This window comes from Streptomyces smyrnaeus (genome assembly GCF_017676345.1).
GTDB classification, from domain to species: domain Bacteria; phylum Actinomycetota; class Actinomycetes; order Streptomycetales; family Streptomycetaceae; genus Streptomyces; species Streptomyces smyrnaeus.
On sequence record NZ_JAFFZM010000012.1, the window covers coordinates 31,556 to 49,094 of the forward strand.

Annotated in this window: 16 protein-coding genes; 10 read left to right on the top strand and 6 right to left on the bottom strand. The window is 70.8% G+C overall.

What is annotated here, in order from left to right; translation table 11 throughout:
- Positions 1–65: 65 nt before the first annotated feature.
- Entirely contained in the window at positions 66–1,418 is a 1,353-nt protein-coding gene (locus JW613_RS20110; RefSeq protein WP_307865964.1) for an MFS transporter, read from the bottom strand.
- Positions 1,419–1,791: 373 nt separating this feature from the next.
- Here JW613_RS20110 and JW613_RS20115 point away from each other — a divergent pair, with 373 nt between their 5' ends.
- Positions 1,792–2,670, top strand: coding sequence for an SAM-dependent methyltransferase (locus JW613_RS20115; RefSeq protein ID WP_209212219.1), 879 nt, complete (start codon positions 1,792–1,794; stop codon positions 2,668–2,670).
- 103 nt (positions 2,671–2,773) lie between these two features.
- Here the strand turns inward: JW613_RS20115 and JW613_RS20120 are convergent, their stop codons facing one another.
- Entirely contained in the window at positions 2,774–3,820 is a 1,047-nt protein-coding gene (locus tag JW613_RS20120; protein ID WP_209212220.1) for an aldo/keto reductase, read from the bottom strand.
- 255 nt (positions 3,821–4,075) lie between these two features.
- Here JW613_RS20120 and rpmF point away from each other — a divergent pair, with 255 nt between their 5' ends.
- A complete protein-coding gene (gene rpmF, locus JW613_RS20125; protein WP_209212221.1) occupies positions 4,076–4,246 on the top strand; it encodes a 50S ribosomal protein L32 in 171 nt (56 codons plus the stop codon).
- A 64-nt stretch (positions 4,247–4,310) separates the two neighbouring features.
- Here the strand turns inward: rpmF and JW613_RS20130 are convergent, their stop codons facing one another.
- A complete protein-coding gene (locus JW613_RS20130; protein ID WP_307865976.1) occupies positions 4,311–5,210 on the bottom strand; it encodes a helix-turn-helix transcriptional regulator in 900 nt (299 codons plus the stop codon).
- Positions 5,211–5,517: 307 nt separating this feature from the next.
- Here JW613_RS20130 and JW613_RS20135 point away from each other — a divergent pair, with 307 nt between their 5' ends.
- The 4 genes from JW613_RS20135 to JW613_RS20150 all read left to right on the top strand — a co-directional run bounded on the left by JW613_RS20135 (position 5,518) and on the right by JW613_RS20150 (position 11,583).
- On the top strand, positions 5,518–6,423 hold the full coding sequence (locus JW613_RS20135; protein WP_209212223.1) for an NAD(P)H-binding protein: 906 nt from the start codon (positions 5,518–5,520) through the stop codon (positions 6,421–6,423).
- 350 nt (positions 6,424–6,773) lie between these two features.
- Complete coding sequence (locus JW613_RS20140) at positions 6,774–9,023, top strand: HelD family protein (protein WP_209212390.1); 2,250 nt, start codon at positions 6,774–6,776, stop codon at positions 9,021–9,023.
- Between the two features lie 157 nt (positions 9,024–9,180).
- Positions 9,181–10,263 carry a glycoside hydrolase family 43 protein gene (locus tag JW613_RS20145; protein WP_307865965.1) on the top strand — a complete coding sequence of 361 codons (1,083 nt, stop codon included), beginning with the start codon at positions 9,181–9,183 and terminating at the stop codon, positions 10,261–10,263.
- A 45-nt stretch (positions 10,264–10,308) separates the two neighbouring features.
- Positions 10,309–11,583 carry an alginate lyase family protein gene (locus JW613_RS20150; RefSeq protein ID WP_209212225.1) on the top strand — a complete coding sequence of 425 codons (1,275 nt, stop codon included), beginning with the start codon at positions 10,309–10,311 and terminating at the stop codon, positions 11,581–11,583.
- A 121-nt stretch (positions 11,584–11,704) separates the two neighbouring features.
- On the opposite strand, the gene JW613_RS20155 is transcribed toward JW613_RS20150, so the two are convergent.
- A complete protein-coding gene (locus tag JW613_RS20155) occupies positions 11,705–12,679 on the bottom strand; it encodes a helix-turn-helix transcriptional regulator (protein WP_209212226.1) in 975 nt (324 codons plus the stop codon).
- Between the two features lie 135 nt (positions 12,680–12,814).
- Here JW613_RS20155 and JW613_RS20160 point away from each other — a divergent pair, with 135 nt between their 5' ends.
- The 3 genes from JW613_RS20160 (at position 12,815) to JW613_RS20170 (ending at position 14,937) form a co-directional block, all read left to right on the top strand.
- Positions 12,815–13,225 (top strand): RidA family protein, encoded by a 411-nt coding sequence (locus JW613_RS20160; protein WP_209212391.1) that lies wholly within the window; start codon positions 12,815–12,817, stop codon positions 13,223–13,225.
- A 77-nt stretch (positions 13,226–13,302) separates the two neighbouring features.
- Positions 13,303–13,557: a DUF6332 family protein gene (locus tag JW613_RS20165; protein WP_209212227.1), complete on the top strand. Its 255-nt coding sequence runs from the start codon at positions 13,303–13,305 to the stop codon at positions 13,555–13,557.
- A gap of 333 nt (positions 13,558–13,890) precedes the next feature.
- Complete coding sequence (locus tag JW613_RS20170; RefSeq protein WP_209212228.1) at positions 13,891–14,937, top strand: LacI family DNA-binding transcriptional regulator; 1,047 nt, start codon at positions 13,891–13,893, stop codon at positions 14,935–14,937.
- A 60-nt stretch (positions 14,938–14,997) separates the two neighbouring features.
- Here JW613_RS20170 and JW613_RS20175 read toward each other — a convergent pair whose 3' ends face one another.
- Positions 14,998–15,693 (bottom strand): Crp/Fnr family transcriptional regulator, encoded by a 696-nt coding sequence (locus tag JW613_RS20175; protein WP_307865966.1) that lies wholly within the window; start codon positions 15,691–15,693, stop codon positions 14,998–15,000.
- Between the two features lie 23 nt (positions 15,694–15,716).
- Here JW613_RS20175 and JW613_RS20180 point away from each other — a divergent pair, with 23 nt between their 5' ends.
- Positions 15,717–16,010 (top strand): YciI family protein, encoded by a 294-nt coding sequence (locus tag JW613_RS20180; protein ID WP_209212229.1) that lies wholly within the window; start codon positions 15,717–15,719, stop codon positions 16,008–16,010.
- Between the two features lie 83 nt (positions 16,011–16,093).
- Here the strand turns inward: JW613_RS20180 and JW613_RS20185 are convergent, their stop codons facing one another.
- On the bottom strand, positions 16,094–17,491 hold the full coding sequence (locus tag JW613_RS20185) for a pectate lyase family protein (protein WP_209212230.1): 1,398 nt from the start codon (positions 17,489–17,491) through the stop codon (positions 16,094–16,096).
- Positions 17,492–17,539: the final 48 nt, after the last annotated feature.

Genomic DNA, 17,539 nt, shown 5'->3' on the forward strand with positions numbered 1-17,539 from the left:
ACACCGAGCGCGCAGGAGGGGCAGGCCCGAGCCCCCGGGGGGCAGCCACGGGGCCCGGCGGGGTGCTAGCGAGCGGCCGTGTAGCGCCAGAAGGCGGGAACGATGGCGACCAGCACCGGCATGGCGACGGCCACCAGCAGGCCGCCGCCCACCACCGTGGGCCGGGTTCCCGCGACGGCGCCGACGGTGCCGTGCAGCAGGTCGGCGAGGCGGGGACCGCCGGCCACCACCACCGTGAAGACGCCCTGCATACGGCCCCGCATCTCGTCGGTCGCCGCGGACTGCAAGATCGCGCCGCGGAAGACCATCGAGACCATGTCGGCGGCGCCCGCCACGGCGAGCAGCACGGCAGCGAGCCACAGCGGGCCGGAGAGTCCGAACCCGGCGATGGACAGTCCCCACACGGATATCGCGAGGACGACCATCACGCCGTGCCGGTGCACGCGGGAGTACAGCCCGGACAGCAGTCCGCACAGCAGCGCGCCGGCGGGGATGGCCGCGTACAGCACGCCGAGTGCGCTGCCGCCGCCCTCCGGACCGCCGAAGTCGAGCTGTGCCATCTCCGGGAAGAGGGCGCGGGGCATCCCCAGGACCATGGCGATGATGTCCACGAGGAACGAGACGAGCAGCAGCCGCATGCGCATCATGTAGCGGAACCCGGCGACGATGTCGGCGAGTCCGGCGCGCCGGGCCGCGACCTTGAGCGGTGGTATCGAGGGCAGCCGCCAGACGGCCCACAGCGCCGCTACGAGGGCCAGCGAGTCGCACAGGTAGAGCACCGACAGACCGAGGACCGGCACTAGCGCACCGGCCAGCAGCGGACCGGCGATCTGTCCGAACTGGCCGACGGTGGAGATGAGCGCTGTCGCGGAGGGCAGTTGTCCGGCAGGCACCAGACGGGCCACCGATGCGGTACGTGTCGGCTGGTTGATGCCGAACAGGGCCTGCTGAACGGCGAGCAGTACCAGCAGCACGGTGACGGAGCGCACCCCGGTGGCGGCCTGGGCCCAGAACAGCAGGGAGGTCACCGCGATGCCGGCGTTGCTGACGAGCAGGAGTCTGCGCCGGTCCATCAGGTCGGCGACGGCCCCGCCCCAGAGTGCGAAGACGACCAGCGGTACGAGGGCGGCCGCTCCGGCGAGGCCGACGAGGGCCGAGGAGCCGGTGTCGTCGTAGATCTGCAGGGGTACGGCGACAGCCGTCAACTGGCTGCCTGTCGCGGTGACCACGGTCGATGTCCACAGCCGTCGGAAGGGCGCGGCGCGCAGTGGTTCCGTGTCCATGGCGAACCTGCGCAACCGTCGCAGGCCGGTTCTTCGGCCCGCGCCCGCTTTGCGCTCCGGGTTCCGGGTGGGGGGCTCGTCCGGGCCGGGTGAAGGGGAACCGGGCTGGTCCTGACGCGGTGTGTCGGTGGTCACCGGCCGATCTCCGTTCTCGGCCGGGAAGTCCCGTCAGGGTACGCCGCCGCACCACCCCGGCCGTTCGAGCAGGCTGAAGAGATGCGTTGGCTGACGTTAACGCTTACGGTCGTGGCTCGGGCAGCTGTTCGGAGTGCGCCGGGCCCTACGCATCGGGCACGCTAACCGGCGACCGGTGCGGGGTCAACCGACGGTTGCCGTGAGCGGCGGCGCCCTTCGCGGAGTTGCGGCGTTGGCCGACAAGGATCTTGACGACCCTTCGGGGCTGGTTGCCTGCGGCTACCATCTTGTAGCGTCCCTCCGAGGTGCCCTCCCGTGCACCTGTGCGAACCGCCCGTGAGTCACCTGCCTCGGCGCATATGGAGGTACATCCGTGAGCTCGGATCAGCAGTGGGACATCGTCACCGGAGTCGGCGTGACGGCCCTGGCGGTCGCGGCCGGGAGAGCGATCGAGACCGCCCGGTCCGACGCCCTGATCCAGGATCCGTACGCGGCCGCCTTCGTGGCGGCGGCCCCGGCGTCCCTCGCGCTCCCCGTCACCCCGCAGGAACTGCGGGAGCGTTCGGGGCAGGAGGAGCTGTGGGCACTGATGAACGCCTACCTGGGTGTGCGGTCCCGGGTCTTCGACGACTTCCTCACCGGCGCGGCGCGCGACGGCATACGCCAGGTGGTCATCCTCGCCTCCGGTCTGGACACCCGGCCCTTCCGTCTGGAGTGGCCCGCCGGCACCCGCTGCTTCGAGTTGGACCAGCCGCTGGTACTCGACTTCAAGCTGCGTGTCCTGGCCCAACAGGACGCCCGGGCGGAGTGCGCGCACACCCCGGTCCCCGCGGACCTGCGCGAGGACTGGCCCGCGGCGCTGGAGGCGGCGGGCTTCGACGCGGCCTTGCCCACCGCCTGGCTGGCGGAAGGCCTGCTGCCCTATCTGCCGCCGGAGGCCGAGGAGCGGCTGTTCAAGGAGATCGACCGGCTCTCCGCCGCCGGCAGCCGTGTCGCGGTCGAGTACGTCCTCGACGCCGATCTCGCCGTGCGGGACGAACTGCTGCAGGACGGCAGTGCCGCCCTCGGTATCGACCTGGCCGCGCTGCTGCCCCGCGGGGAAAGGCGCGCTCTGGAGGAGCAGTTGACCGCCCTCGGCTGGGCGTACGACAGCCGCTCGGCACAGGAGTCGGCGCGCACCCACGGCCGTACGCTGAGCGCGGCCCCCGCGGTGACGGACAGAATGCTGCACGTCTTCGCACGCCGCCCCTGACCCGGTCGGTCCGCCGTCGGGAGCGGTGTTCCGTTCCCGACGGTGAAGGCTGTCCGCTCGCCGGCGGGGGGAAGCCGTGCGCCGGCGGTCCCCCCCCCGCCGTTCAACGGCTCCGGCGGTGCAGTGCGCGGTCGGGGTGGCCGAACCTGTCGGCGGCCAGGGCCGCCTGGTGCCAGTGCGGGTAGATGAGGTCGGGGGCGCTCACCTTGTCGAGGCGTTCGAGGTCGGCGGGGTCGAGACGCACATCCACCGCGCCCAGGTTGTCCCGCAGCTGCTCGTCCTTGCGGGCTCCGATGACGAGGGTGGTCACGCCGGGCTGCGCGAGCAGATACGCGAGGGAGACCTGGGCGGGTGAGACACCGTGCGCCGCGGCGATGTCGACGACCGTCTCGATGGTGTCGTACAGCTTCTCCTCGTTGCGCACCGGCGGCTCCGACCACTCGGTCAGATGCCTGCCGCTGTCGGCCTGCTGTCCGCGCCGGTACTTGCCGGACAGCAGCCCGCCGGCCAGCGGGCTCCACACCATGATGCCGAGCCCCTGGTCGAGCGAGAGCGGCACCAACTCGTACTCGGCGTCCCGGGATTCGAGCGAGTAGTAGATCTGGTTGCTGACGAAGCGCTGGTAGCCGTGAGTGTCCGCGGCGCCGAGCGCCTTCATCAGCTGCCAGCCGGAGTAGTTCGACACCCCCAGATAGCGGACCTTCCCGGCGCGGACCAGGGAATCGAGCGCCTCCATGGTCTCTTCCGGCGGAGTGAGCCCGTCCCACTCGTGGACGTGGTAGATGTCCAGGTGGTCCGTGCCCAGCCGGCGCAGGCTGCCTTCGACCTGGCTGAGGATGTGATGGCGCGACAGCCCCTGGTCGTTGGGGCCGTCTCCCACGGGCATGCGCACCTTCGAGGAGAGCAGCAGGCGCTCACGGCGGCCCGAGATCACCTCCCCGAGGATCTCTTCGCTGAGCCCCGCGGAGTACATATTGGCCGTGTCGAAGAGGTTGACACCCGCGTCCAGACACATGTCGACCTGGCGGCGCGCCCCGGCGACATCCGTGGAACCGACGTTCCCGAAGAAGTCCCGGCCACCGAACGTCATCGTCCCCATCGTCAGGACCGACACCCGCAGGCCGGAACGGCCCAACTGCCTGTACTCCATCCAGTTCTCTCCGCTCTGTGTGCGCTTCCGCCGTGCGGCGGCCGGCATTCGGCGTCTACCACGTCCGCACCCGACTCATTCGTTCAAGCTTCAAGTTCTCAGCTCGTAGGGCTGTCGACGGGCGCGCCTCCGGGGCACAGCGCGGCAGCGGTGTCGGCGTCGGCGTCGGCGTCGGCGTCGGCGTCGACAAGAATTGCTCATGAAAGTCATTTCCATTAACCTTCCCGGGGTCGTCAACGCCTCAGGAGGGCTCTCGTGGCTGTACCCAAGCGGAAGATGTCCCGCAGCAACACCCGGCACCGCAGGTCCCAGTGGAAGGCCGAGGCGCCTCAGCTCGTCCCCGTCGTGGTCGACGGCAAGGTCCACCGGGTGCCTCAGCGGCTGGTCAAGGCCTACGAACGCGGCCTGCTGCGGCCGGAGGGCTGAGCGGCCGCCCGACCCGAGGGACGCTCAAGGGTGAGGTCCGCCGTCCCTCGCCCGCGGCTCCTCTTCACATCGCGGCCTCCACTGTTTGCGGGTTCGGACGGCCGGACGGCGGCGCCGGGGATGCCAGACGGAGCAGGGCGTTCGAGGTCGCGTCGTCGGCCGGGTGAAAGGCCCAGATCCGGTGGCCTTCGCTTCCCGGCAGTTCCAGGACGTGCTGGTCGAGTACGAGCGATCCGACCCTCGGGTGTCGGAACCGTTTACGGTCGATCGTCTTCTCGTAGAGGTGGTGCTCGCGCCAGGCGGCTTCGAAGCCCTCGCTGTGCGCGGTCAGTTCCTTCAAAAGCTGTGTCAGGCGGGCCGATCCGGCTTCGGGGCCGGCCTGTGCGCGTAGGGCCGCCACCATGCAGCGGGCGAGTTCGGGCCACTCGGTGAAGAACGCCGGTGCTCCGGGAGCGAGGAAGACCAGCCGGGCGTAATTGTCCCGGGGGTCCAACCCTTCGTGGAGAAGATCGCCGAGTGTGTTGCTGTCCACGACGTCGAGCCATCGGTTCACCAGCAGGGCCGGCACCGTCATGGAGTCGAGCAACTGGTGCACGGCGTCCAGACGATCCGTGTCCATGCAGGGCGCTTCTCCGCCGAAGGCAGCCCCTGGGTCGGAGAGCTCGCGCAGATAACGTGTTGCCACGTCGTCCAGCAGCAATGCCTCACTCAGGCCCTCCACCACTGCGCGGGACGGCCGGCGCTCCCTCCCCTGTTCGAGACGCACGTAGTAGTCGGTGCTGATCCCGGCCAGGAACGCCACTTCGTCCCGCCGAAGACCGGGCACCTGGCGCGGTGCCCCCGGGGCCAGCCGGTGATGTTCAGGCCGCACCCGATGCCGTCTGGCGCGCAGAAATGCCGCCAGTGGTTCGTCGCTGCTGCGCCCCTTTGAACCCTTCATGCCACCAGCGTAAGGACGAGGCATTCTCCGGCGTGCGAAGACCGCCGTGCGTGGTCGCGGCCGCTCGGCCCAGCTGCGCGACGTCGCGGAGATCAAGACGCGCAGCGCATCGATGCAACCCGGAACCGCCGGCCCGCCGGGGTGGGTGTATCGCTCCTACCCGCCCGGTTCGCCGGGTGGCTAGCGTGCCGAACGCTTACCGAAAGGTCCGGGGGCCCGGCCGAGATACGGCCTCGATTCCCCTGCCCGCCCCGGGAAAGCGTCGGGGCGCCGTGTGTCGCAGGTGGCCTCCCGGTACCAGTACAGAACGCCTAGGAAAAGAGATACGCCGATGTTCGTCATCACCGGTGCCGGCGGCCGCACCGGACGGGCTGCCGCTGTGCACCTGCTCGCAGCCGGATACCGCGTCCGAGCCGTCGGCCGGTCGGCCCAGCGGCTCGCCGACCTCGCCGCACGGGGCGCCGAGGTGTGGGAAGCCGACCCGCTCGACCCGGCCACGCTGACCGATGCCTTCCGTGGCGCGGAGGGCGTCTACGCGGTGCTCCAGCCCAACTACATTCCCGACCATCCCGACTTCGGCGCCTTCCAGGACCACGTGGCGGCCTCCCTGACGAAGGCAGTCGCCGAATCCGGCGTGACCCGCGTCGTCGGGCTCAGCAGCTGGGGGGCCCGGCACCCCCGAGGCACCGGACCGGTCATGGGACTCCACCGCTTCGAGCAGCGCCTCTCTGCCGTCCCCGGGGTCGACACGCTGTGGCTGCGGGCCGGCTACTTCATGGAGAACCTGCTCGACCACATCGACACCGCCAGGGGCCAGCACCGCATCAGCGCTCCCTTCGATCCCGACATTCCCTTGCCCTTCGTCACCACCCCCGATGTCGGGACCCGAGCCGGGGAGGAACTCGCCACCGGGTCCTGGCACGGCACGGAGGTCCTGGAGCTCCACGGGGAGCGCGACGTGAGCATGCGGGAAGCCGTGGGCGTGATCGCGAACGCTGTGCGTGCGGACGACTTCATCTATGAACAGACCAGCATCGCCGACTTCCATGCGGAACTCCGCGGTAAAGGGGTGTCCGTCAACGTCGCGGACATGATGGCCGAGGTTGGCGAAGCCGTGAACTCCCGGTACATGCGGACGGAGCAGCCGCGTACCGCCCTCACGTCCACCCCCACCTCCATCGAACGGTTCATCGAGGAAGAATTCGCTCCCCGGTACCGCGCGGCCCGGCCGGACTGAGATCCCCGGGGCCCGCCGGGGCGGTCAGGTCGTCCGGTTCCAGGCGGCCGTTCGTCTCCAGCGCGAACCGGCCGTAGCGGCCGTTTGCCGACAGGTGGGCCGCATGTGCGGCGCCGTTGACGGCGGTTCCCGCCGGGAATGCCGGGCGCCACGCCGCGCTCAGGCCGGGGCGGCGGGCAGGGCGGAGCGGGGGCACACACCAACCCCGGCGGCGAATTGCGGGCCGGGGATTTCCTTGGCTATGCTCGGTCTTTCTGTGTGTCCACACAGAAAAAGCCCCTGATAGGGGCGACCAATAGAAGCACCGTACCGGGCAGGGAGCCGTTTTGTCAAACCGGGGAAGCGCCGAGCTGCAGCACGAGCAGGAGTACATCGATCACCTTTACGCGCGGGTCGATGCACTGCGTGGGCAGGCTGCTTCGGCCGTCGAAGAGGCGCAGCGGCCGGACGGCAGCACCCAGCAGGCGCGCGTCGAGCGGGACGTACGCGTCGCCGAGCGCTCGGGGCTGCTCGCCGCGCTGAACGCCGTGGACGGCTCGCTGTGCTTCGGCCGTATCGACCTGACCGACGGCGCCTCGCACCACATCGGCCGCATCGGCATCCGCGAGGACGACGCCGAGCGCACGCCGGTCCTCATCGACTGGCGTGCTCCGGTGGCCCGCCCCTTCTATCTCGCCACCGGACACACCCCCATGGGTCTGCGTCGGCGGCGGCACATCTCCACGCACGGCCGCACCGTCACCGAGCTGCACGACGAATTGCTCGACCTGGGCGACCAGGAGCGCACCGGACACGAGGACCCCAGCGGTGACGCCGTCCTGCTCGCCTCCTTGAACGCGGCCCGCACCGGCCGGATGAACGACATCGTGCGCACCATCCAGGCCGAACAGGACCGCATCATCCGCGCCCCGCACCGCGGTGTCCTGGTCGTGGAGGGCGGACCCGGCACCGGCAAGACCGCCGTCGCGCTGCACCGGGCCGCGTTCCTCCTCTACGAGCACCGCGAGTTGCTGGCCAGGCGGGCCGTGTTGATCGTCGGCCCGAACCCGGCCTTCCTCTCCTACATCGGCGAGGTGCTGCCCTCGCTCGGTGAGACCGGAGTGCTGCTGTCCACTCCCGGCGAGCTGTATCCGGGCGTCGAGGCACGCGGTTCCGACACTCCGCGCGCCGCCGCTGTCAAGGGCCGCACCGAGATGGCCGAGGCCCTGCGACTGGCCGTACGCGACCGGCAGCAGGTACCGGAACCGGGCGAACCCGTCGTGGTGCCGCACGACGACGGCGACCTCCTTCTCGACTGGCATCTCGTCGACGAGGCGCGCGAGGCGGCCCGCGCGACCCGGCTCCCGCACAACCTGGCCCGCCCGCACTTCGTCTTCCGCATCCTCGACGCGCTCACTGCGCAGCTCGTCGAACGTATCGGTACCGACCCCTACGGCGGACCCAATCTGCTGGGCCCGGACGACGTCGCGCAGCTCGGCAAGGCCGTCGCCGCCAACCCCGACGTGCACGAGGCCATCGCGCAGCTGTGGCCCGAGCTGACGCCGACGGAGTTCGTCGCCGACTATCTGGCCGAGCCCACCCATCTGTCCGACCAGGACGCCGCCGCGATCCGTCGCCCGGTCACCTCGCCCGTGGACTGGACGCCGGCGGACGTGCCGCTGCTCGACGAGGCAGCCGAGCTGCTGGGCGAGGACGACAGCGCTCAGCAGGCGGCGGCCGAGGCCGAGCGCCAGGAGCGCATCCAGTACGCGCAGGGAGTACTGGAGGTCGCCCGCGGTTCGGAGTCGTTCGAGTTCGAGGACGGCGAATCGGAGATCCTCGCCGCGCACGACATCATCGACGCGGAGCGGATGGCCGAGCGCCACGAGGAGGCCGACCACCGGACGGCGGCCGAACGTGCCGCCGCCGACCGCTCCTGGGCCTTCGGCCACATCATCGTCGACGAGGCGCAGGAGCTGTCCCCGATGGCCTGGCGGCTGCTGATGCGGCGCTGCCCGTCCCGCTCCATGACCCTGGTCGGTGACCCGGTCCAGACCGGCGACGAGGCCGGGGTCGGCTCCTGGGAGGACATCCTCGCCGACTACGTCGGTGACCGCTGGGAGCACACCCGGCTCGGTGTCAACTACCGCACCCCCTCCGAGGTGATGGACCTCGCCGCAGCCGTCGTACGGGCCGAACGCCCCGGATTCGAGCCGCCTTCCTCGGTCCGCACCACGGGCGAGCGGCCGTGGGCCCGGCAGTCGTCGGACGACCTGCCGGCCGCCGTCGCCGAGGCGGCGACCGCGCAGACCCCCGACGAGGGCCGCCTCGGTGTCATCGCACCCCGCCGCCTGCACCAGGCGCTGGCCGACCGGCTGCCCGGTGTCGTCGCGGGCGCCGAGCCGGACCTCACCCGGCAGCTCGTCCTGCTGGACCCGCGCCAGGCGAAGGGCCTCGAATTCGACCGCGTCCTGGTCGTCGAGCCCGCCGAGTTCGGCACCAGCGACCTGTACGTCGCCCTCACCCGGGCCACCCAGGGCCTCGGCGTTCTGCACCGGGCTCCACTGCCGAGCGCACTGGCCGAAGCGCTGGGCGCTTCCGACGCGGAGCGCCCCGTCTGACCCCTCGTCGGGGCGGTGGGCGTGAGCGGGACGGGACAGGAGGGCGGGGGTTCTGGACGGCCCGAAAATTTCGGTTCCGTCCCGCTCCGCTGACCTGGCACCACGTGGACCGTAGTCTCCCCACCGACCACGCCGCCTCCCCCGAGGAGTGACTTACGTGAAGAGCCGCAGAACCGTACTGAAGGGAGCGGCCGGTACGGCCGCCGGGATCGGGCTCACCGCGCTCGGTACGGCCCAGGAGGCCCGCGCGGCAGGCGCGGCCGGCGGTGGCGCCGCACCCGCGTACCGCAATCCCCTGGTGCGGCAGCGTGCCGACCCGCACATCGTGCGGCACAGCGACGGCTACTACTACTTCACGGCGACCGTTCCCGAGTACGACCGGATCGTGCTGCGCCGCGCCAGGACCCTGGGCGGGCTCGCCCAGGCCCCCGAGACGGTGATCTGGGAGAAGCACGGCAGCGGCGAGATGGCCGCCCACATCTGGGCGCCGGAGATCCACTTCATCGACGGGGCCTGGTACATCTACCTAGCCGCCGGCCGCTCCGACGACGTGTGGGCGATCCGGATGTACGTGCTGGAGAACACCGCCCGCAACCCGCTCCAGGGCCGGTGGCGCGAGCGGGGCCGGATCGCCACCCGGTGGGAGAGCTTCTCGCTGGACGCCACCACCTTCGTGCACCGGGGCACCCGCTACCTCGCCTGGGCGCAGCACGACCCCTCCCAGAACAACAACACCGACCTCTACCTCTCCGCGATGGACAGCCCCTGGAGCGTCACGGGCCCGCAGGTGCGGCTCTCCCGCCCGGAGTTGCCCTGGGAGACCATCGGCTTCTCCGTCAACGAGGGGCCCGCCGTGCTCCGACGCAACGGGCGCGTCTTCATGACCTACTCCGCCAGCGCCACCGACGCGAACTACTGCATGGGCCTGCTCACCGCGCCCGACACCGCGGACCTGCTCGACCCCGGCTCCTGGACCAAGAGCCGGCAGCCCGTCTTCACCAGCAACGACAGCACCGGCCAGTACGGACCCGGCCACAACTCCTTCACCGTCGCCGAGAACGGACGGACCGACGTCCTCGTCTACCACGCCCGGCAGTACAAGGAGATCGAGGGCGACCCGCTCGACGACCCCAACCGGCACACCCGCGTCCAGACCCTGGGCTGGAACGCCGACGGCACCCCCCACTTCGGCATCCCGGTCGCCGACCACCCGGCAACGCGGCGCCCCGAGCGAGGGTGAGCGCGCCGGTCACCCCCCACCCCTCCCGGAAAGAGGGCACCCCCCATGAGCCGTAAAGACAACACACACCGCCGCAACGAGCTGAGCCGTCGCCGTCTCCTCAAGGGCACGGCACTCGGCGCGGGCGCACTCGCCGTGCCCGGTGTCGCCTACGCCACCACCGCGGACAGCGGGACCAGCAAGACCGGCACCCCGGCCCGGACCCGGGCCGGGGCCGCCGCACTCACCCACCCCGGCATGCTGCACAGCGCTGACGACTTCGCACGGATGGCCGAGAAGGTCCGGGCGGGCGCGGAACCCTGGAAGAGCGGATGGGAGCGGCTGACGGCCAACCCGCACTCGGCGGCCGGATGGACGCCACGACCGTTGGAGACCGTCGTGCGAGGCGGCGACGGCCAGAACTACCCCCAGCTGTACAAGGACATCCACGCCGCCTATCAGAACGCCCTGCGCTGGAAGGTCACCGGCGAAAGGGCACACGGCGACACCGCGCGCGACATCCTCAACGCCTGGTCCGCGAAGCTGAGGACCGTCACGGGCAACGCCGATCGCTTCCTCGCCTCCGGTATCTACGGCTACCAGTTCGCCAACGCCGCCGAGATCATGCGTGGCTACGACGGCTTCGACCTGGCCCGCTGCCAGGAGATGCTGGCCGACGTCTTCTACCCGCTGTGCGACGACTTCCTCAAGAACCACAACGGCGCCTGCATCACCAACTACTGGGCGAACTGGGACCTGTGCAACATGGCCGCCGTCATGGCCATCGGCATCCTCAACGACGACCGGGCCAAGTTCGACCAGGCGGTGGACTACTTCCACCACGGCGAGGGCAACGGCTCCCTCGCACACGCCGTACCCTTCCTGCACGAGGGCGGGCTCGCCCAGTGGCAGGAGAGCGGCCGCGACCAGGGCCACTCCCTCATGGGCATCGGTCTGATGGGCACCGTCTGCGAAATGGCGCTCAAGCAGGGCATCGATCTGTACGGCGCCGACGACAACCGCTTCATGAAAGCGTGCGAATACGTCGCCAAGTACAACCACGGCGAGAGCGTGCCGTTCCGTACCTACTCCTGGGGCACCGGGCAGAACTGCGCCCACCGCGAGCAGACCGTCATCTCCGAAAACAGCCGGGGCCAGACCCGCCCCGTCTGGGAGCGGGTCTACCACCACTACCACTACCGCAAGGGATACCGAACGCCGTATCTGTCGCTGATGGCGCGCGAACAGAGTCCCGAGGGCGGTGGTGGCGACCACGGGCCCAACAGCGGCGGCTACGACGAACTCGGCTTCGGCACCCTCACCTACGTACTGAAGGCCTAGGAGTCACCGGGCGGGGCGCAGATGACGCCGGGTCCCGGCCCGGCCGTTGACGTGCTCCGCCCGATCCAGGCCGCCGACGGGCGGACGGACCGTGACCGACTGCCGCAGCGGACGGCAACTCTCAGGACGGCGTTCGGTAGCGGGTGGCCATCGCCTCGGCACGGTCGCGCAGCGCGGTGCGCAACCACTGCGGGGCCAGGGCCTCCGCGTCCATGGCGAGCTGCCACAGCGCCCATTCGGCGTGTCTCGCATCCTGGAAGGCCACCTCCAGCCGCAGCCGGCCGTCCGGGTCGGTTTCTTCGGCGCGGACGGCCAGTGCGGTCTCCAGCAGTTCCTCCCGCCGCGCCGGGTCCATCCGTATCAGCACGGTGACCTGGTCGCCGCCGGCGCGGAACCGCGTGCTGCGTTCCTGCCAGGCGCGGTCCAGATCGATCCGGTCCGGTCGCTGCGCTGGTTCGTCGAGCTCCTCGGCGGCCAGAATCCGGGACAGCCGGTAGGTCCGGTCCGCGCCGGCTCTCATGGCCAGCAGATAGCCCCGGTCGCGCACGGTGACCAGACCGATCGGGTCCACCGTGCGCCACTGCGGTGTCCGGCCCATGGCCGCGTAGTGGATGCGCAGCTTGTGCCCGTCGAGCACGGCGCGCCGGACCTCGGCCAGCATCGTGTCGGGCACCTCCTCCGTGACCACGCGGCGCGAGAGGAGGTCGGTCTCCGGGTCGATGAGCAACCGCTCGGCCACACCCGCCGCGGTGTCCCGGTGGGTTTCCGGCAGCGCGTCGACCACCTTGAGCATGGCCGAAGCGAGCGCCGAGCCGAGGCCGAACGCCTGCGCGCCGCGCCGCGATCCGGCGATCACCAGGGCGAGGGCCTCGTCGTTGCTCAGTCCCGTCAGTTCGGTCCGGAAACCGGGCAGCAACCCGAAACCGCCGTGCCGACCGCGTTCGGCGTAGACCGGGACGCCGGCTGCGGACAGCGCCTCGATGTCGCGCAGCACGGTGCGGGTGGACACCTCCAGCTCGCGGGCGAGCGTGGCCGCGGACAACTGACCGCGCTGGCGCAGCAGCAGCACCAGTGAAACCAACCGGTCGGCGCGCATGCGGCAAACCTATCGGAATACATGACACAGGGCGTCACGGTTCGCTGAAAGGCTCACAGCACGACGTCAACAGGGGCGGTCACCGCACCGATGGGCGTACGCACTGTCGAGGTATCGAATGGAGCTGATGTGGCTGTGGAGCGAACGGCGGTCAACCCGTGGGCGTGGTCGGTGGAGATGGGGTACAACCAGGGTGAGATCGTCTCCGGGCAGACCCGGACCCTGTACTGCGCCGGACAGACGGCGATGAGCGGTGACGGCGAACCTTGTCACCCCGGCGACATGGCGGCGCAGTTGACGCTGAGCCTCGACAATCTGGAGGCGGTTCTCGCCGAGGCGGACATGACCCTCGCGCATCTCGTCCGGCTCAATGTCTACACCACCGACGTCGATCTGCTCTTCCAGCACTACGCCGGGCTGGCGTCGCGGCTGGGCGCCGCCAAGGTGGCGCCGGCCACCACGATGCTCGGAGTGACACGGCTGGCGATCCCCACCTTGATGGTCGAGCTCGAAGGGACCGCCGTCGCGCCCGTGGCAGTGTCGTGAAGCGGTGATCCCGCCCTTCCACCGCTCCTCCCGCCCCGCGAAGAGCAGCGGCTTGACCGTGCTGGAAGACTTGCAGCATGGACAGGGGGCGTGAGGCGCGGTGGGAGAAGGACGCGATGACGGTGGAGATCGTGTTCGCCCTGGTGACGGCCGCTTTGCTGGCCGCGGTGGTATGGGCTGCGGCATTGGCTCTCGCGCTGCTCCTCGGCCTCTCCGGCTCGACGCGGCAAGGCGTGCTGACGGGAGGCACGCTGGTGGGGGCAGCGGTCGGAGTGTGGCGTCTGGTGCGGGTGCTCCGTCGGTTCGATGCGCAACGCCGCAAAGGAAACTGACCTTTCCGGCCTTTGCCGGCCAGGTCCTCACCTCCGGTCGAGCCCTCGCCCGCAGCGCTCCCGGACACCTGGCTCACGAGCGCCGGACATGGCGGGTCGACCGGGTTGTCCACTGATGTCGGCCGGTATTTCGAGCGGTTCGAAATACCGGCCGAGCGGTTCGAAATACCGGTCACAAAGAATTTCTGGCCGGTTTCCAGGACTACAACGCATACCGAAGCAGCCGTAATGTGTGGTGCGTTCGCCCAGCTGTCCGCTTTCCGCGCGCACCATCGAGTGCGTCGCACAGCGCTGCGCCCATTAGGGGCGGAAAGAAAAGAGAGGAGAGCGAGAATGACGCGCACCGAGCCCCGCTCGGCGGGACCCACTCTCGCCGTGGTGGCGCGCGCGGCGGCCGTCTCCATACCGACGGCCTCCAAGGTGGTCAACGGCCGCGAGGACGTGGCTCCCGACACCCGCCGCCGTGTCACCGAAGCACTGCATGCGCTGGGTTATGTACGCCGCCCGCGCCTCACCCCGCGCCAGCCGCCGCCGGTCGTCGACCTGGTCGTGCACTCCTTGGACAACGCCCGGTCGGGTGCCGTGCTGCGCGGGGTGGAGGAGGCGGCGCACGAGGCGGGCCTGGAGGTGCTGGTCTCCGCGGGTCCGGCCCGTACCCGGGGCGGCAGACCGGAGCGCGGCTGGCTCGACAGACTGGCACTGCGCGGTACTTCGGGTGTGCTCTTCCACCTTGCCGAGCCGGCCCCGACCCACCACGCCTGGCTGGAACAGCACCGGATCGCCTACGCCATGGTCGACCCGGTGGCCGACCCGCCGCCCGGTGTGCTCGCCGTCGGAGCGGCCGACGAACGAGGTGCGCTCGGTGCGGTCGAGCACCTGCTGGCGCTCGGACACGTCAGAATCGCCGTGATCGGCGGCCATCGCCGTACGCGGTGCGGCCGTGCACGCGTGGCGGGCTACCGCACGGCGCTGGTCGCTGCCGGGGTGGGCCCGCGTCCCGAGTACATCCGCTACGCCGACTTCGACACCGGCCTCGCGCGTCGGCGGACCCGCGAGCTGTTCGCGCTGGAGCAGCCACCCACAGCGGTCTTCGCCTGCTCGGACCCGATGGCCCTCGGCGTCTACCAGGCCCTGGCCGAGTTGGGGTTGCGGGTTCCACAGGATGTCAGTGTCGTCGGCTTCGACGATCTGCCGGAGGGGGAGTGGGTGACGCCCGCTCTGACGACCGTTCGGCAGCCGCTCGGTGAGATGGCGGCCACCGCGCTGCGGCGACTGCTGCGGGTGCGCGAGGGGGAGATGTCACCGGGCACCACGACCGAGCTGCCCACCCGGCTCGTGGAACGGAACAGCTGCGCGCCGCCCCCGGGCGTCTTCGTTTGACCAGAATTTCGAACAACGGCCGTCGAGCCGAACGGCACGGTGACGCTTGTCCGGGCAGGGTCAGCCCTCGGCGCGGCGTTCGAGCAGTTCCGGGGCGAGTACGGTGACGGTGCCTCCCCTCAGCTCGATCAGCCCGTCCCGTCGGAGGCGGGCCAGCGCGCGGTTCACGGTGACCCGGGTGACCCCCAGCAGATCGGCGAGGGCCTGCTGGGTGCCGGGCAGCGGTACCCGCCCGCCGGGCAGGGCGGCGGCCTGCTCCAGCAGCCAGGCCGACAGCCGGGCCTGGGCGGGCAGGGTGGCGGTCGCCGCCAGCTGTCGCTGCTGCGCTCGGGCGTGCCCGGCCAGGACGCGCAGTACATGAGCCCGTACCGAGGCCGCGTCGTCCACCAGGCCCAGGAACCGGTCGCGCGGCAGGCTCCGTACGGCGCACGGCGTGAGCGTGTCGAGGGTGGCGGTGTGCCCCGCTCCGTCGATCACGGCGACCTTGTCCAACGCGCAGGGCCCCGCCCACTCCCCGAAGCGGAGCACGCGTCCGGTGCCCGTCGTGGCCGTGGCGGCCACCCGGCCGCGCAACAGCAGGAGGAGATGAGTGGCGGGATCGCCTGCCCGGCGCAGCGTCTGCCCCGCCGGTGCGGTGTGCGGTACGGAGCCGGCCCACACCTGCCGCAGCGTGGTGTCCGGGAGGGAGGCGAGCAGGGGGATACGGCTCAGCGAGCGCCACTGCTCGGGTGTATCAGTCGATACATACAAGGTCACGTCCCGACCGTACCGTCAGCGGCATGGTGATTCTCGAACTGGCCTTCACCGACAGCGCGGTACGACTGGCCGCACGCCCCGCCCACCGGCAGCGCCTGACGGAACTGCACGCGCAAGGACAGCTCCTGGCCGCCGGGCCGTGGGCGGACGACAGCGGAGCACTGCTGGTCTTCGATGCGACCCGCGCCGAACTGGAAGCGATCATGGCGGCCGATCCCTACTACACCACACCGGGCGTCCAGGTCCTGAGCATTCGGGACTGGACCCCGGTGGTGGTGCCGAGCACGCCGGGCACCGGGGGCGACCTCGCACGGTGACGGGTCTCTAGTGGCGACGCCGAACAGCTCGTCGCGTGCGCCGCCCCCTGGCGCCCGGCGAAGTCCCGGCCCGGTGGGTCCGGCTACCGGTCGAGCAGTCGGTCGAGGACTCCGGCGCCCGCCCACCGGTCCACCAGACGGGGCACGGCGTTCGGCGTATCGACGCGGGTGCGCAGCCGGGGCTTCCAGCCGGCCGGGGACTCCAGCTGCTGCCCGGGGAACTCCGCGTTGTGCGCGGCGATCAGATCCACGGGGCGGCTGTTGACGACATTGCACTCGGCAGTGAGCGGCGCCTCGCTCCACTTCTTGAGGAGGCGCCCGGCACTGACGCCGCCCGCCAGGGTGAAGGCGTTCTTCTCGGCGACGAGCCGCGACTCCTTGCCGATTCCCAGGCTGTAGCTGTAGGACGCGCGTCTCGCGTCGATCACATAGTGGTTGTTGTACACGTCGACCTTGCCGAAGCGTACCCGGGGTGCCCGCTCGACCAGGCCGGAGAACAGATTGTGGTGCAGTGTCACCCGCAGGCGGCCCCGATCGGTGTCGGCGGCGCTGTCGCTGTTGCCGATCATCAGCGTCTTGTCGTGGTCGGCGAAGACGTTCCACGAGACGGTGACCTGGTCGGCACCCCGGACGATGTCCAACTCGCCGTCGTGCTGCTGGTAGAGGCGGCCGTAGTAGAACGGCAGGGAGCTGTCGGGGTGGCGGCCGTCGGTGAACGTGTTGTGGTCGAGCCACACATGGGTGGCGCCGTGCACCACGGCGCTGTCGTACTCGGAGTTCCAGTTGCCCGAGTCGCCGTCGGTGGGGTCCCACTGCGGGAAGCAGTCGAGGGGGCTCTCGAAGCGGAGGTTGCGGATGATGACGTTGTCCACTCCCTGGATCCGGAGGCCGGCACCGGTGAAGCCGGCGCGCCGGCCGATGCCCACGATGGTGGTGTTGGCGGGGACGCGCGCGGTGATGGCTGCCGCCTGCCGTGCCGCGGAGGCGCGGCGCAGCCCCTCCTGGCTGTCGTCGGGCTCGTCGGACAGGTCCTTGTCCCGGCCCCAGACCTCGGGGGAGTAGTCGGCGAGGTACTGGTCGAAGTCGTAGCCGTCGGCCTCGTAGGCGGCGCAGTCGCCGCCGGAACCGGCAGCGATCGTGCCCCGTACCTTGATGATCTTCGGGGCCGAGCCGCCCTTCGCCAGCGCGGCCTTGAACTCCCTCCAGCTGCCGACCGTGTGGACGTGTGCGGAGTCGGCGGCGGCGCCTCCTGTGGTGCCGCTGCCGGACGAGGCCCAGCCGTCCTGAGCAGGCAGGGTCTGCCTGCCCAGGTGCTTGCCGGTGGCCTCACCGGCCCCTCTTCCGGCGCTCTTCCCGGCTGCTGCTTCCCCCGCCGCGGCCGCGCCGCCGGCAGCCACCGTTCCCGTGACGGCCAGCGCCAGGGCGGTGCAGCCGGCGACGGTCAGTCGTGCCGCGCACCGGTGGCGGACAACTCTGCGCATGGAGCGGCTCCTTACGGTGTGGTGGGTGCGGCTGCTCTATGACCGTGC

Excerpts from the sequence above, each read along its gene's own strand:
- JW613_RS20170 (WP_209212228.1), top strand. The coding sequence starts at position 13,891 with ATGACGCGCACCGAGCCCCGCTCGGCGGGACCCACTCTCGCCGTGGTG.
- JW613_RS20185 (WP_209212230.1), bottom strand. The coding sequence starts at position 17,491 with ATGCGCAGAGTTGTCCGCCACCGGTGCGCGGCACGACTGACCGTCGCC.
- JW613_RS20150 (WP_209212225.1), top strand. The coding sequence starts at position 10,309 with ATGAGCCGTAAAGACAACACACACCGCCGCAACGAGCTGAGCCGTCGC.
- JW613_RS20135 (WP_209212223.1), top strand. The coding sequence starts at position 5,518 with ATGTTCGTCATCACCGGTGCCGGCGGCCGCACCGGACGGGCTGCCGCT.
- JW613_RS20165 (WP_209212227.1), top strand. The coding sequence starts at position 13,303 with ATGGACAGGGGGCGTGAGGCGCGGTGGGAGAAGGACGCGATGACGGTG.
- JW613_RS20155 (WP_209212226.1), bottom strand. The coding sequence starts at position 12,679 with ATGCGCGCCGACCGGTTGGTTTCACTGGTGCTGCTGCTGCGCCAGCGC.
- JW613_RS20120 (WP_209212220.1), bottom strand. The coding sequence starts at position 3,820 with ATGGAGTACAGGCAGTTGGGCCGTTCCGGCCTGCGGGTGTCGGTCCTG.
- JW613_RS20180 (WP_209212229.1), top strand. The coding sequence starts at position 15,717 with ATGGTGATTCTCGAACTGGCCTTCACCGACAGCGCGGTACGACTGGCC.
- JW613_RS20130 (WP_307865976.1), bottom strand. The coding sequence starts at position 5,210 with ATGCCTCGTCCTTACGCTGGTGGCATGAAGGGTTCAAAGGGGCGCAGC.